The 12277-nt window shown below is 70.6% G+C and carries 13 protein-coding genes and 1 pseudogene; 10 read left to right on the top strand and 4 right to left on the bottom strand.

Annotation, left to right across the window (positions count from 1 at the left end):
• The first annotated feature begins 106 nt into the window (after nt 1–106).
• The 3 genes from QQM72_RS14175 (at nt 107) to QQM72_RS14165 (ending at nt 1507) form a co-directional block, all read left to right on the top strand.
• The gene (locus QQM72_RS14175) at nt 107–616 is read left to right on the top strand and encodes a MarR family winged helix-turn-helix transcriptional regulator (RefSeq protein WP_314221220.1); all 510 of its coding nucleotides are present in this window, start codon (nt 107–109) and stop codon (nt 614–616) included.
• Between the two features lie 133 nt (nt 617–749).
• Nucleotides 750–1262 carry a sigma factor-like helix-turn-helix DNA-binding protein gene (locus QQM72_RS14170; RefSeq protein WP_314221219.1) on the top strand — a complete coding sequence of 171 codons (513 nt, stop codon included), beginning with the start codon at nt 750–752 and terminating at the stop codon, nt 1260–1262.
• Complete coding sequence (locus QQM72_RS14165) at nt 1259–1507, top strand: hypothetical protein (protein ID WP_314221218.1); 249 nt, start codon at nt 1259–1261, stop codon at nt 1505–1507. Before QQM72_RS14170 ends, QQM72_RS14165 begins: the two co-directional genes overlap by 4 nt.
• A gap of 66 nt (nt 1508–1573) precedes the next feature.
• Here the strand turns inward: QQM72_RS14165 and QQM72_RS14160 are convergent, their stop codons facing one another.
• The gene (locus QQM72_RS14160) at nt 1574–2728 is read right to left on the bottom strand and encodes a cystathionine gamma-synthase (RefSeq protein WP_020128098.1); all 1155 of its coding nucleotides are present in this window, start codon (nt 2726–2728) and stop codon (nt 1574–1576) included.
• A 166-nt stretch (nt 2729–2894) separates the two neighbouring features.
• Between QQM72_RS14160 and QQM72_RS14155 the strand changes: the two genes are divergently transcribed.
• Complete coding sequence (locus tag QQM72_RS14155; protein WP_314221217.1) at nt 2895–4013, top strand: hypothetical protein; 1119 nt, start codon at nt 2895–2897, stop codon at nt 4011–4013.
• A gap of 127 nt (nt 4014–4140) precedes the next feature.
• Complete coding sequence (locus QQM72_RS14150; RefSeq protein WP_314221216.1) at nt 4141–5259, top strand: AI-2E family transporter; 1119 nt, start codon at nt 4141–4143, stop codon at nt 5257–5259.
• 152 nt (nt 5260–5411) lie between these two features.
• On the opposite strand, the gene QQM72_RS14145 is transcribed toward QQM72_RS14150, so the two are convergent.
• Together QQM72_RS14145 and QQM72_RS14140 are read right to left on the bottom strand one after the other, a co-directional pair.
• Nucleotides 5412–5981 (bottom strand): DUF4760 domain-containing protein, encoded by a 570-nt coding sequence (locus tag QQM72_RS14145; RefSeq protein ID WP_314221215.1) that lies wholly within the window; start codon nt 5979–5981, stop codon nt 5412–5414.
• 232 nt (nt 5982–6213) lie between these two features.
• On the bottom strand, nt 6214–6666 hold the full coding sequence (locus tag QQM72_RS14140; RefSeq protein ID WP_314221214.1) for a DUF5707 domain-containing protein: 453 nt from the start codon (nt 6664–6666) through the stop codon (nt 6214–6216).
• Nucleotides 6667–7008: 342 nt separating this feature from the next.
• Between QQM72_RS14140 and QQM72_RS14135 the strand changes: the two genes are divergently transcribed.
• The 4 genes and pseudogenes from QQM72_RS14135 to QQM72_RS14120 form a co-directional block, all read left to right on the top strand.
• Nucleotides 7009–7704, top strand: coding sequence for a DUF4389 domain-containing protein (locus tag QQM72_RS14135; protein WP_314221213.1), 696 nt, complete (start codon nt 7009–7011; stop codon nt 7702–7704).
• 60 nt (nt 7705–7764) lie between these two features.
• The gene (locus QQM72_RS14130) at nt 7765–8886 is read left to right on the top strand and encodes a serine hydrolase domain-containing protein (RefSeq protein ID WP_314221212.1); all 1122 of its coding nucleotides are present in this window, start codon (nt 7765–7767) and stop codon (nt 8884–8886) included.
• A 93-nt stretch (nt 8887–8979) separates the two neighbouring features.
• The gene (locus QQM72_RS14125) at nt 8980–9786 is read left to right on the top strand and encodes a type 1 glutamine amidotransferase family protein (protein ID WP_314221211.1); all 807 of its coding nucleotides are present in this window, start codon (nt 8980–8982) and stop codon (nt 9784–9786) included.
• Between the two features lie 11 nt (nt 9787–9797).
• Nucleotides 9798–9977, top strand: a pseudogene (locus QQM72_RS14120) (IS30 family transposase); the annotation flags it as partial.
• Between the two features lie 176 nt (nt 9978–10153).
• Here QQM72_RS14120 and QQM72_RS14115 read toward each other — a convergent pair.
• Nucleotides 10154–11194: an NAD(P)-dependent alcohol dehydrogenase gene (locus tag QQM72_RS14115; RefSeq protein ID WP_314221210.1), complete on the bottom strand. Its 1041-nt coding sequence runs from the start codon at nt 11192–11194 to the stop codon at nt 10154–10156.
• 173 nt (nt 11195–11367) lie between these two features.
• Between QQM72_RS14115 and QQM72_RS14110 the strand changes: the two genes are divergently transcribed.
• Nucleotides 11368–12273: a helix-turn-helix domain-containing protein gene (locus QQM72_RS14110; RefSeq protein ID WP_314221209.1), complete on the top strand. Its 906-nt coding sequence runs from the start codon at nt 11368–11370 to the stop codon at nt 12271–12273.
• Nucleotides 12274–12277 lie beyond the last annotated feature (4 nt).

Below are 12277 nucleotides of genomic sequence, written 5' to 3'. Positions count from 1 at the left end.
GGTTTCCGCAGCGTCGGTACGACCCGCCTTCCAGCCGCGTACTCTGTCCCCCATTCCAGCAGCCCCTTCATGAAGTGAGCCCCCGGCCATGCCCACAACACCTGAAATGTCGATGGACATGACGACCGTCGGTGACACCGGTCTTCTCGACACCTTGCAGCACGAGGTCGCGGTGTTCGCCCGCCGTGCCGAACAGACGCGGCTCGGCGGCGTCGGGCAGGTGCGCAACTCCATGGACCGCGCCGCGTACCTGCTGCTCAACCGCCTCGACAAGGAAGGCCCGATGGGCGTCAAGGCTCTCGCCGCGAGCATGGGCATCGACTCGTCCACCGTCACCCGGCAGGTGGCTCCGCTCGTCGACACCGGCCTGGTCAAGCGGACCTCGCACCCCGAGGACGGACGGGCCGTGGTGCTCCAGCTGTCCCCGCGCGGGCAGTCCCGGCTCGAGGAAGTACGGTCGTCCCGGCGCCAGTTGATGGCCGAGTTGACGGACGACTGGGCGCCGGAGGAGCGGGAGACGTTCTGCGATCTCCTCACCCGCTTCAACACCGCGCTGTCCACCCGGATGGCGGCCCAGGGCGTACCGGGCGCGGAGCCGTCGTCCGCCGCTTCCTGAACCGGTCGCACGCGCGCGTGCGGCGACTTTCCGGCGGCCGTGCGCGGCTCTTGACCGAAAGCCCACCCCTGGCCTCATATGAGACCGGGGCATATGGCCCTCCAGGGGGACGCCGTCAGGCGGGAGGCTCGGTGTGCGAGAGCGGCGTACGGCCCAGGAAGCCCGCCGGGCACGGGAGTTCGAAGCGTTCGTCGCCGGAGCGGGCGGGCGGTTGCTGCACGCCGCCACGCTGCTCACGGCGGAGGCCCCGGCCGACAACCCGCGCGCGCGGCGCCTGCTGACACTCGCCCTCGCGCACACGTACGCGTGCTGGGACCGGCTGCACGGCGAGGACCCCTACAACCGGGCCCGCGAGTATCTGGCCACCCGCTTCGCCCACGGCGCCTGGCACCGGTACGCCGCTCTCCCGCTCGGCCGCGGCCGGCCGCCCACCGCCGTCGGTCCGCTGGCACGGCTCACCGCCCAGGAACGCCTCGTCCTGGTCCTGAGGCTCTACGAGGGTGTCGCCGAAGAGCAGGTGGCGGCCCTGCTCGGCCTGCCCGTGGAACGGATCCGCACGGTCTGCGACCGGGCGACGGCGACGCTTCTGCATCCGCCTCGGGGCCCGGCGCCCACGGTGCACCGGGCGAAGGCGGCGACGTCGTGAACCGGCCCGAACGGGAGGCCGCCGTACGGCAGCTCATGGAGCGGACCGCGCCGCACGTGCCGACGGAACTCCACGCGGACGTCGTACGCCGGGGCGGCCGCATACTGCGCCGCCGGACGCTCGCCCGGCGGCTGCTGTGGCTGCTGCTGCTCGTGGCCGCGCTGGCCTTCACGGTCTGGGCGGTGATGGCCCAGCCGTGGGTGGAGCCGCCGTCGCAGACGACTCCACCGCTGACCGGCTGGTGACCCGGAAGGCCGGCCGGTGACCCGGAAAGGCCGACCGGTGACCCGGAAAGGCCGGCAGCAGGCTGTCTAGCCGAGAGCCTGCTGCAGGTCGCCGAGAAGGTCGTCGATGTTCTCGATGCCGACGGAGAGCCGTACGAGGTCGCCGGGGACCTCCAGCGCCGAGCCGACCACGGACGCGTGCGTCATGCGCCCCGGGTGCTCGATCAGGGACTCGACGCCGCCCAGCGACTCGCCGAGCGTGAACACCTTCGCGCGGTTGCACACCTCGACGGCCGCCTCCTCACCACCGGCGACCTGGAAGGAGACCATGCCGCCGAACGCCCGCATCTGCTTGGCCGCGACCTCGTGACCGGGGTGGTCCGGCAGCCCCGGGTACAGCACGTTCGTCACGCGCGCGTGCCGGGTCAGCATGTCGGCGACCTTGGTGGCGTTCTCGCTGTGCCGGTCCATGCGCACCGACAGCGTCTTGGCGCCGCGCAGCACCAGCCAGGAGTCGAACGGCCCGGCGACCGCGCCCATCGCGTTCTGGTGGTACGCCAGCTCCTCGCCCAGCTCCGCGTCGCCGGTGACCAGCGCGCCGCCGACGACGTCCGAGTGACCGCCCATGTACTTGGTCAGGGAGTGCACCACGACGTCCGCGCCGAGCGACAGGGGCTGCTGGAGGTACGGCGTGGCGAAGGTGTTGTCGACGACGAGACGGGCGCCCGCCTCCCGGGCGACCTGGGCGACGGCGGCGATGTCGGTGATGCCGAGGAGCGGGTTGGACGGGGTCTCCACCCACACGGCCTTGGTCTTCGGGGTGATCGCGGCCCGCACGGCGGCGGCGTCGCCGGTGTCGGCGACCGACCACTCCACGCCCCAGCGGGCGACGACCTTCGCGAAGAGCCGGAACGTGCCGCCGTAGGCGTCGTTCGGGATCACCACGTGGTCACCGGGGCTGAGCAGCGTACGCAACAGGCAGTCCTCGGCCGCCAGTCCGGAAGCGAACGCGAGACCTCGGCGGCCGCCTTCGAGGGCGGCGAGGTTCTCCTCCAGGGCGGTCCTGGTCGGGTTGGCGCTGCGGCTGTACTCGTAGCCGCCGCGCAGACCGCCGACGCCGTCCTGCTTGTAGGTCGAGACCTGGTAGATAGGCGGGACCACCGCGCCGGTGAGGGGATCGGCGGTGTTGCCCGCGTGGATCGCGAGGGTCTCGAAGTGCTGACTGATGTGCCTGTCGCTCATGAGGACCGAGCGTAGTCCGCTCGCGGGCCTGCTGCGGGACGGCGGGAGCGCGTGGGCGGGGGCGGACGGCGGCGGACGACCTTCACGGGCGACCCTCCCCCGACGTTTTTCCACAGGTTCGGGGGCGGGTTGGCCAATTGTCGGCGCGGTCTGGTTCGCTTGAGACATGGAGATTCTGTTCGTCCTGATGGCGCTGCTCATGATCAGCTTCGTGCTGCTGCCGTTCCTGCGGCGCAGGCGCGGCATGGTCGAGCAGGTCCCGGCGGGCCACCCGGACGCCGCGGACCCCGAGACCTACGGCTTCGTGCGCACGGAGGAACTGGACATCCGGATGCCCGGCCCCGACCAGGACCTGCTGGACGTCCTGGACGTGGTGCAGCACACGCAGGACTACCGGGCCGCGCAGCAGCTGCTGGCCGGCACGGAGACGGAGGGCGAGCTGCGCTGGCAGCGCGTGCAGGCCTTCGCGGGCGCGGCGGCGCTGGAACTCCAGCAGCGGCCGGGCGGCGTCGGCGAGACGCCGGGCGGGCAGTGGCTGCGGGTGTGGCGCACGGAGGCGCCGAAGGACGCGGGCGGCGCGGCGGTGCACGCCGAGTTCCTGGTGCAGCAGGCATGGCGGACGGCGACGCGGGGCACGGACGACTTCCGGATCATCATGGAGGAGGCGAAGGACGCCTGCGGTCAGGCGGCGCTGCTCGCCCCCGGTGACCCGATCCCGTACATCGTCGAGTTGTCGGTGGCCCGCGGTCTTCAGTACGAGCAGAAGGAGTTCGAGCAGCTCTGGCTGAAGATCCTGGACCGCGCCCCGGCGCACATGGGAGCGCATCTGGCCGCCCTGCACTACTGGTGCGAGAAGTGGCACGGCTCGCGCGAACTGGCGAACGCGTTCGCGGAGGCGGCGGCCGCGCGAGCCCCCCAGGGCTCCCTTCTCGCGGCCATGCCGCTGTTCGCGGTCTTCGAGCACCTCCCCGAGGTGAACCTGGTCAGCAGCTTCTACCAGAGCGAGGTCGTGACGAAGGCGATGCACGGCGCGCTGTTCGCGGTGCACGCGGCCCGTCCCGACGACCCGATGCTGGCGCACGTCCGTCACCTGCTGATCTTCTTCCTGGTGCGCGCCGAGCGCTGGTCGGAGGCGATGAACCAGCTCATACACGTGGACGGCCATGTGGGCGCCCTCCCGTGGACCCTCTCCCCCGACCCGGCCGGCGAATTCGCGGTCTACCGGGCACTGGCGGTCGCGGGCTACGAGGCGAACGGCGGCAGCCCGGCAACACTGCCGCACTGACCCGGGCCACCACTGCGGCACGCCCGAAACCGGGGGCGGTTTCCCGGTCGGCGTCTCTCGTGTGGCAGAGGTACACACACTGTGAGCAGCGATTCCGGTATGACTTTCGTACCCGTAGGGTGCACCCGTGACTGCCACATCGAGTTCCACAAGAGCCCGCGCCGCGCTCCGCACGACGGCGCGTGCCTCCGCCGACCTGCTGCTCATATTCCTGATGCTCGCGGTGAGTCTGTGGATCCTGGGCCGGATGTGGTCGGTCGTCTGGCCGCTCGTGGTCGGCCTGCTGCTGACCACGCTGACCTGGCCACCGACCCGTTTCCTGCTTCGTCGCGGATGGAAACCCGCCCTCGCCGCATCGGTCGTGACGGTGCTGTTCCTCCTGGTCGCCATCGGCGTCGTGGCACTGATCGCGGTACCGGTGGCATCCCAGTCCGGCGAGCTGACCGACGGAGTGGTCGAAGGCATCCAGAAGTTGCGCGAGTGGGCCGCCGGGCCGCCGTTGAACATCGGTGACGCCCAGATCGACAAGGCCTTCGACACCGCGGTCTCCCGCGCGCAGGACGGTCTCGGCAGCATGGTCGGCACTGTCGTCACCGGAGTGAGCACCGTGATGAGCGGCTTGGTCACCGCCGTCCTGGCCCTGTTCCTGATGTTCTTCTTCCTCAAGGACGGCCCGCGGTTCCTGCCGTGGCTCGCCCGTCAGCTGCCCGGTCGGCTCGCCACCGACGTCCCGGCGGTGGCCGCGCGCGGCTGGGACACCCTGGGAGCGTTCGTGCGGTCCCAGGCGGCCGTCGGCCTGCTCGACGCCGTCCTGATCGGCCTGGGCCTGTGGATCGTGGGGGTACCGCTGGTGCTCCCGCTGGCGGTGCTGACCTTCGTCTCCGCGTTCGTGCCGATCATCGGCGCCCTGTTCGCCGGTCTCGTCGCGGTTCTCATCGCGCTCGTCTCCAACGGCCTGACGGACGCGCTGATCGTGCTGGCCGTCATCGTCGTGGTGCAGCAGCTCGAGGGCAACGTGTTCCAGCCCATGATCCAAAGTCGTGGGCTCGGCCTCCACGCGGCAGTGGTTCTGCTGGCGGTGACGTTGGGCGGCAGCCTGGCCGGCATCGTGGGCAGTCTGCTCGCGGTACCGATCGCCGCGCTGATCGCGGTGGTCTGGAACTACGGGCGCGAGCAGCTCCGAGACCCGTCCTCTCCGGGCACCGACCCATCGGACGCCGGCGCCGACGCCCCGGTCCCGTCGTAGGGCTGCGTATCCACGCCTTCAGGTCCTCCAGCGGCCGCGCTCTCCGTCGCGCAGAACCGCGGGTCGAACCGCAGTGGCCGCCCGCACCGGCCCACCCCACGCAAGTCAGTGCCGTCGGCCCGAATGCGCCTCCTCTGTACGTGCCGCCAGGACTATTCCGTGCGGGCGCGACGAGCCGACCCGTCCGCACACCAACCGTCCAGCCCTTTGCGTATCCTCATTCCGGCGCTTCTTCCACCGAGTACCGCAATCTGGCGTACGAGATTTTCATAGTGCGGCAGGAACTCGACTCCAGCATCTTGAGGAAGGTTCTCGCGCCTGAATTGCCGTTCAGCAATAATGCACGGCGCCATCTTTTCCCATACCTCCATGATCTGAGTCGACATGGTTCCTATCACCACCTCCTTCCGGACCAAACCATGTGCCGTGAGTACTCCTATGTACTCGAAGTAGTAACAGATGTGATAGGCGCTCTCCTGAAACTCCGGGCTCAATTCGTGGAATCCGGAGGCCTGGTTCAGCTCCTCGCCAGGAACGGTGAGCAGCCTTCGTGCGTGCTCCCTGAACGTCTGGGACCTGAACTCACGGAAGGTCTCAGCGGCTACGGGTAACGCCAGTGCGTCCTCCGCCAGCCGCGCGCTCCTGCGGGCCTGCCAGATCGTCGCCGCGACGGCGATGAGCGCGATGAAGACTGAAGCGAACGCAGTGATCGCGTCCATCATGAGCCGCCCCCCGGTGACCACCACACACGTGAGTCCTAGAGTGCCCGTCGCGTACACCCCTGTCGAGATGCCCGCAGAGGAGCTTTCGCGCGAGGCCCCTTTGCCGTCTGATTCGGCCTTCCGTCCTGGTGGGCGCCCCAAGAGACGGGCCAGGCGCATCGGCCGACTCGGCGCCGGTTGTGGTCGAAGTCGTCCGGACGGACTCCGGCCGGGTGGTCATCTGCGCGTCGGCCTACCTGACGGTGAAGTCGGCGGCTTCGGTGTTGAGGGTCGTGCCGCCGTCCTTCGCGGTGGCCAGGACCGCGACGTGCCAGAGGCCGCGCGGGGAGGACTCGGCGTCGGAAGCGGTGACCTTGACGGTGTAGGTGCAGCGCACGGTGTCCTCCCCGGAGGGCTTGCAGACGGCCGACTCCACCGCGGCCATGTCCTTGGCGGTCAGCGGCTTCTCGGCGAAGGACGACTTCTCCGGCCATGCCAGCACCTTCACGCTCTTGACACCGGAGGACGCGGTGACAGCGGTGACGAAGGTGAACGAGCCGTCGCGGTCGCCGTCGGGAGCGGTGTAGCTGGCCGTACCGTCCGCCAGTGCCGGAGGCTGCTCCCCGGCGTGGGCGAGAGCGAAGGCACCGGCACCACCGAGGACGACGACACCGGCGGCAACGGACAGAGCGATACGACGGGACATGGGATTCTCCGTAACTGACTCAGCTGCATCGGACCGGCGCCGAACCCCGCGCCGCTGCACTGATGCTCGCCGCCCGGGGACCCGCCGGACATGAGCGCACCTACTCACTCGTCCTGAGTAGGCCCACCGGACGGCAGCCGCTGTGAATCCGACCCGAACCCAACCCTCACCCCAACCCCAACCCGCACCGCACCCGCACCCGCACCCGCACCCGCACCCGCAGCGTGCGACACAGGGCGCTGCCCGTCCTCCAGCGGTTCGGGTGGGCGAAGCGGCCCCGGTCGCGGCCCTTCCTGCGGTGTGCGAGCCTGGGATCATGATCCGGGAACTGAGCTGGTCCCCATGATTCCGGTCGCCGTGTCTCCTGTGCGCATCGAGGCGTTTCTCGATCCTCGGTTGTCCAGATGGATGTGGCTGGTGAAGTGGTTCCTCGCCATCCCGCACTACATCGTGCTGTTCTTCCTGTGGATCGCGTTCTCCTTCGTGACCGTCGTCGCGTTCTTCGCGATCCTGTTCACGGCCCGGTATCCCCGGGCGCTCTTCGACTTCAACGTCGGTGTGATGCGCTGGAACTGGCGTGTCGCCTACTACGCCCACGCCGCGCTCGGTACCGACCGGTACCCGCCGTTCACCCTCGCCGAGGTGCCCGACTACCCGGCGCATTTCGACGTCGTCTATCCCGAGCGTCTGTCGCGCGGTCTGGTGCTGGTGAAGTGGTGGCTGCTGGCCATTCCGCAGTACATCGTCGTCGGGATGTTCGTCGGCGACTGGGGCTGGGGCTGGGGTGGGACGGACGGTTGGCACGGGGGCGGGCTCGTCTTCTTCCTCTCCTTCGTCGCCGTGATCATCCTGGCCTTCACCGGTCGTTACCCGGTGCACCTTTTCGACTTCCTGCTCGGCCTGGCCCGCTGGGTCGCTCGGGTGGGCGCCTACGCGGCGCTGATGACCGACGCGTACCCGCCGTTCCGGCTGGACATGGGCGCACAGGCCTCCCCGCAGGCGGAGACGCGGGCCCCGATGGGCGGGCCCGGACGGTAGCGTCCGGCGGCGTCGGAATTCGGTTGCCTCCGGCCGTCCCGTGGGGGCTCAATGGCGGGCATGGCTGACATCCAGGGCTCGTACGACGATCTGTTCACCGCCGTGCCCACCGCGCTGGCCGCGCTGCTGGACGGCGGGGACGTCGGCGGCTCGGTGGCCGTCTTCGTGGACGGCGAGCCGGTGGTGGACGTCTGGGGCGGGTTCGCCGACGCGGCGCGCCGTGTCCCCTGGCAGCGGGACACGATCGTCAACGTCTGGTCCGTCACGAAGACGATGACGGCGCTGTGCGCGCTGGTCCTGGCCGACCGGGGCGAGCTCGATCCGGACGCGCCGGTGGCCCGGTACTGGCCGGAGTTCGCGGCGGCGGGCAAGGAGGCGGTGCTGGTACGGCACCTGCTCTCGCACACCGCCGGGCTGCCCGACTGGTACGGCCCGGTGGCGGACATCTACGACTGGCCGGCCGCCACGGCATACCTGGCCGCGCAGGCCCCGCAGTGGGAGCCGGGCAGCGCGGCCGGGTACCACTCGCTCACCCAGGGGTTCCTCGTGGGCGAGGTCCTGCGCCGGATCACCGGCCGCAGCCCGGGTGAGTTCTTCGCCGACGAGATCGCCGGACCGCTGGGCGCGGACTTCCGGATGGGGCTGCCGGCCGAGCACGATCACCGGGTGGCGCTCACGGTCCCGCCGCCGTTGCGGGACGAGGACTACACGGCGGGCGCGGCCCGCGGCGACGTGGCCCGGACCGTGACGGCCACGCCGACGGCGATCCGGCTCCGCGACGGCAACAGCAAGGCCTGGCGACGGGCACAGATCCCGGCGGCGAGCGGCTTCGGCAACGCCCGCTCGGTCGCCCTCGTCCAGTCGGCGATGGCCTGCGGGGGCTCCGTGCGTGGGGTGCGGCTGCTGTCCCGGGCGGGCTGTGACCGGGCCTGGGAGGAGCAGTTCAGCGGCGAGGACCGCGTCCTGGGCATGCCGATCAGCTGGGGGCTGGGCTACGGACGGTTCGGCGGCACCTACGGCTGGGGCGGTTGGGGCGGCTCGACGGTCATGATCGACCCCGAGGCCCGCGCGGTGGTGGCCTACGTGACCAACCAGATGCGCGAACCGGCTGAGGACACCCGGGGACTGGACCTCGTGATGGCCGCCTACGACGGTCTCCAGGGGCTCCGGGCCGGTGGCTGAGGCGCGAACCGGCCGGACCCGGCCGCCCTTCGTGAGTTACTTGGCCGAGTCGTCCATGAGCCATGAGCCGTGAGCCCTTGGGGGGAAGTGCGCGTGAGCAGCGGTAAGAAGAGCAGTGGTGGCCGGGTGTTCCTGATCGGCGGCGGGTGGGAGGAGACGGTCGCCGACGTCGTGCACGGGCCGTTCCTGCGCGCGGCCCGCGCCGTGTCGGAGGCGTCGAAGGCGTCGGGATCCGGTTCCGGGTCGGCGCCCCGCGTCCTCTGCGTGATCGTCGACGAGGGCGACGGAGCCGAGCAGTTCGCCCGGTACGACGTCGCCTTGCGGAAGGCCGGGGACTGTACGCCCGTGCCTGTGCTGGTGCCGATCGGGCAGCGGTTCGAGACCGGCGCGGTGACCGAGGACGTGGCCGGGGTGTTCGTCTGCGGTGGGCTTACGCCCGCGTACCAGGAGGCGTTCGCCGAGTCCTCCGGTCAGCTGTACGCCCTGCTTCGCGAGCGCGGGCTTCCGTACGCCGGGTTCTCCGCGGGAGCCGCGATGGCGGCGCGCGACGCGGTGGTCGGGGGGTGGCTGGTGGACGGGATCGCCGTGTGTCCGCCGGACACCGCGGAGGATCTCGAGGAGCTCGATGTCCGGCCCGGGCTGGGGCTCGTGCCGTTCGGGGTGGACAACCATGCCGCGCAGTGGGGGACGTTGGGGCGGCTGGCGGCCGTCGTGGCGGCCGGACGGCTGGCGCACGGGGTGGCCATCGACGAGAACACGCTGGTGGAGGTCGGGGGCGAAGGTGGCGACGGCCGCGCCCGGGTGGCCGGGCGCGGCCGGGCCCATTGCGTGCGTCCCGCTCCGGGCGGCGGAGTCCTCGTCCGGTCCTACGGCGACGGCGAGTCGTTCCCCGTGTCCTGAACCAGAGAGGGCAGCGCGGTTCGAACGAGACCAACGGCCCGCTGCGGCAGTACTTCCCCAAAGGCGGCGACCTGTCCGTCCGTACCCGCGAGGACCTGGACGCCGTCGCCGCCGAACTCAACAGCCGCCCACGCGAAACGCTCGGCTGGGAAACCCCAGCCGAGCGCCCGTCCGAGCTGCTCGCGGCTTGATCAACTCACCACGTGTCGCGACGACCCTTTGAATCCGCCCGATGCGCGGGGGCCCACTCACGGTCGGGAAGCCGCGAGGACCGTCACGAGGTGGACAGGGACCGTCACGAGGCCCGCGCGGCCCGTCACGAGGCCCGCGCGGCCCGTCACGAAGCCCGCGAAGCCCGCGAAGCCCGTCAGATCGTCGACGTGTCGATCACGAAGCGGTAGCGGACGTCGCTGGCGAGCACCCGCTCGTACGCCTCGTTGATCTGGTCGGCGCTGATCAGCTCGATCTCGGCGCCCAAGCCGTGCTCGGCGCAGAAGTCCAGCATCTCCTGGGTCTCCTGGATGCCGCCGATGCCGGAGCCGGCGAGGGTCTTGCGGCCGCCTATCACCGAGAACAGGTTGAGGGCCACGGGCTCCTCGGGCGCGCCGACGTTCACGAAGGCGCCGTCGGTCTTCAGCAGGGCCAGGTAGGCGTCCAGGTTCAGCGGCGCCGAGACCGTCGAGAGGATGAGGTCGAAGGTGCCCGCCAGCTCCTTGAAGGTCTTCTCGTCGCTGGTGGCGTAGTAGTGGTCGGCGCCCAGCTTCAGGCCGTCGTCCTTCTTGCGCAGCGACTGGGACAGGACGGTCACCTCGGCGCCGAGGGCATGCGCGATCTTGACGCCCATGTGGCCGAGGCCGCCCATGCCGAGGATCGCGACCTTCTTGCCGGGGCCGGCGTTCCAGTGCTTCAGCGGGGAGTACGTGGTGATGCCGGCGCAGAGCAGCGGCGCGGCGACGTCGAGCGAGAGGCCGTCGGGGATGCGGACGACGTAGTTCTCGTCCACGACGATCTTCTGCGCGTAGCCGCCGTAGGTGGGCTCGCCGTCCTTGCCGACGGCGTTGTACGTACCGACGCTGCCGCCGGTGCAGTACTGCTCCAGGCCGGCCTTGCAGTTGTCGCACTCACGGCAGGAGTCGACGAGGCAGCCGACACCCACGCGGTCGCCGACGGCGAACCGGGTGACACCGGGGCCCACCTCGGAGACGACGCCCGCGATCTCGTGACCGGGCACCATCGGGAAGATCGCCTCGCCCCAGCCCTCCCGGGCCTGGTGGATGTCCGAGTGACAGATTCCGGCGAACTCGATGTCGATCAGGACGTCGAACTCGCGCACCGCGCGGCGTTCGATCGTCGTGCGCTCCAGCGGAGCCTTGGCGGAGGGTGCGGCGTACGCGGAAACGGTGGTCATGCCGGGGATCTCCTAGCGGGGGGTTCGTGTTCCGGCCTGCCTTCCGGCCGGGTACGACGTTCAGCCTGCCCCATCGCACAACATTCACCCAGGTCACGCCTCTGCGTACGTCTGCCGTGCCTACCACTGGCGGGGTCAGGCTGGTGTGCGTACGACCGGGAATACTGGACGGCATGGACGAACACCCCGAACCTCCCGGCGCCCCCCTGGACCGGCGTGCCGAGCTCAGCGAGTTCCTGCGCACCCGGCGGGCCAGGCTGAAGCCGCAGGACGTGGGGCTGCCGGACTTCGGGCGGCACCGCAGGGTGCCGGGGCTGCGGCGCGAGGAGCTGGCGCAGCTGGCCGGGGTCTCGGTGGCGTACTACACGCGCCTGGAGCAGGGCAACGGGCGGAACGTGTCGGCGGAGGTGCTGGACTCCATCGCCAGGGCGCTGCGGCTCTCCGACGCCGAGCACGCGCATCTCACCCACCTGGCGAAGCCCAAGCACAAGAAGAAGCAGAGCGCGCCGCAGCAGCAGGTGCGGGGACCGCTGCGGCAGCTGCTGGACACGATGGACTCGGTGCCGGCGTACCTCATCGGGCGGCGCACCGAGATCCTGGGCTGGAACCGGATGGCGGCGGCCGTCTTCGGCGACTGGGCGGAGCTGCCGGTGGCGGAGCGCAACTGGGCCCGGCTGGTCTTCCTGCGCCCCGACTACCGGGACCTCTTCGTGGACTGGGAGCAGAAGGCGATCGACATCGTCTGCGCCCTGCGCATGGACGCGGGCTGTTATCCGGACGACCCGCGGCTGTCCGCGCTGGTGGGCCAGTTGTCGGTGAAGAGCGAGGACTTCCGGCGGCTGTGGGCGACCCACGACGTCAAGGAGAAGAGCCACGGCGTGAAGCTGCTGAGGCATCCGCTGGTCGGCGAACTCTCCCTGAACTTCGAGGGGTTCAGGCTGATGGGCGACGGCGAACAGACGATGGTGACGTATCACGCGGATCAGGGGTCGGCCTCGGCGGAGGCGTTGCGGCTGCTGGCGAGCTGGGGTGCGGACGCGACGCGGGCGGGGGCCGGCTCCCAGACTCCGTCCGTGTGAGAGC

Source organism: Streptomyces zaehneri (assembly GCF_032248645.1).
In the GTDB taxonomy this organism is placed as follows: Bacteria; Actinomycetota; Actinomycetes; order Streptomycetales; family Streptomycetaceae; genus Streptomyces; species Streptomyces coriariae.
This window is presented reverse-complemented; position numbering and strand designations above follow the sequence as displayed.

Bases quoted from the DNA above. Each gene is read 5' to 3' on its own strand.
- QQM72_RS14175 (WP_314221220.1), top strand. From the start codon at position 107: ATGTCGATGGACATGACGACCGTCGGTGACACCGGTCTTCTCGACACC.
- QQM72_RS14160 (WP_020128098.1), bottom strand. From the start codon at position 2,728: ATGAGCGACAGGCACATCAGTCAGCACTTCGAGACCCTCGCGATCCAC.
- QQM72_RS14155 (WP_314221217.1), top strand. From the start codon at position 2,895: ATGGAGATTCTGTTCGTCCTGATGGCGCTGCTCATGATCAGCTTCGTG.
- QQM72_RS14145 (WP_314221215.1), bottom strand. From the start codon at position 5,981: ATGATGGACGCGATCACTGCGTTCGCTTCAGTCTTCATCGCGCTCATC.
- QQM72_RS14140 (WP_314221214.1), bottom strand. From the start codon at position 6,666: ATGTCCCGTCGTATCGCTCTGTCCGTTGCCGCCGGTGTCGTCGTCCTC.
- QQM72_RS14135 (WP_314221213.1), top strand. From the start codon at position 7,009: ATGATTCCGGTCGCCGTGTCTCCTGTGCGCATCGAGGCGTTTCTCGAT.
- QQM72_RS14130 (WP_314221212.1), top strand. From the start codon at position 7,765: ATGGCTGACATCCAGGGCTCGTACGACGATCTGTTCACCGCCGTGCCC.
- QQM72_RS14115 (WP_314221210.1), bottom strand. From the start codon at position 11,194: ATGACCACCGTTTCCGCGTACGCCGCACCCTCCGCCAAGGCTCCGCTG.
- QQM72_RS14110 (WP_314221209.1), top strand. From the start codon at position 11,368: ATGGACGAACACCCCGAACCTCCCGGCGCCCCCCTGGACCGGCGTGCC.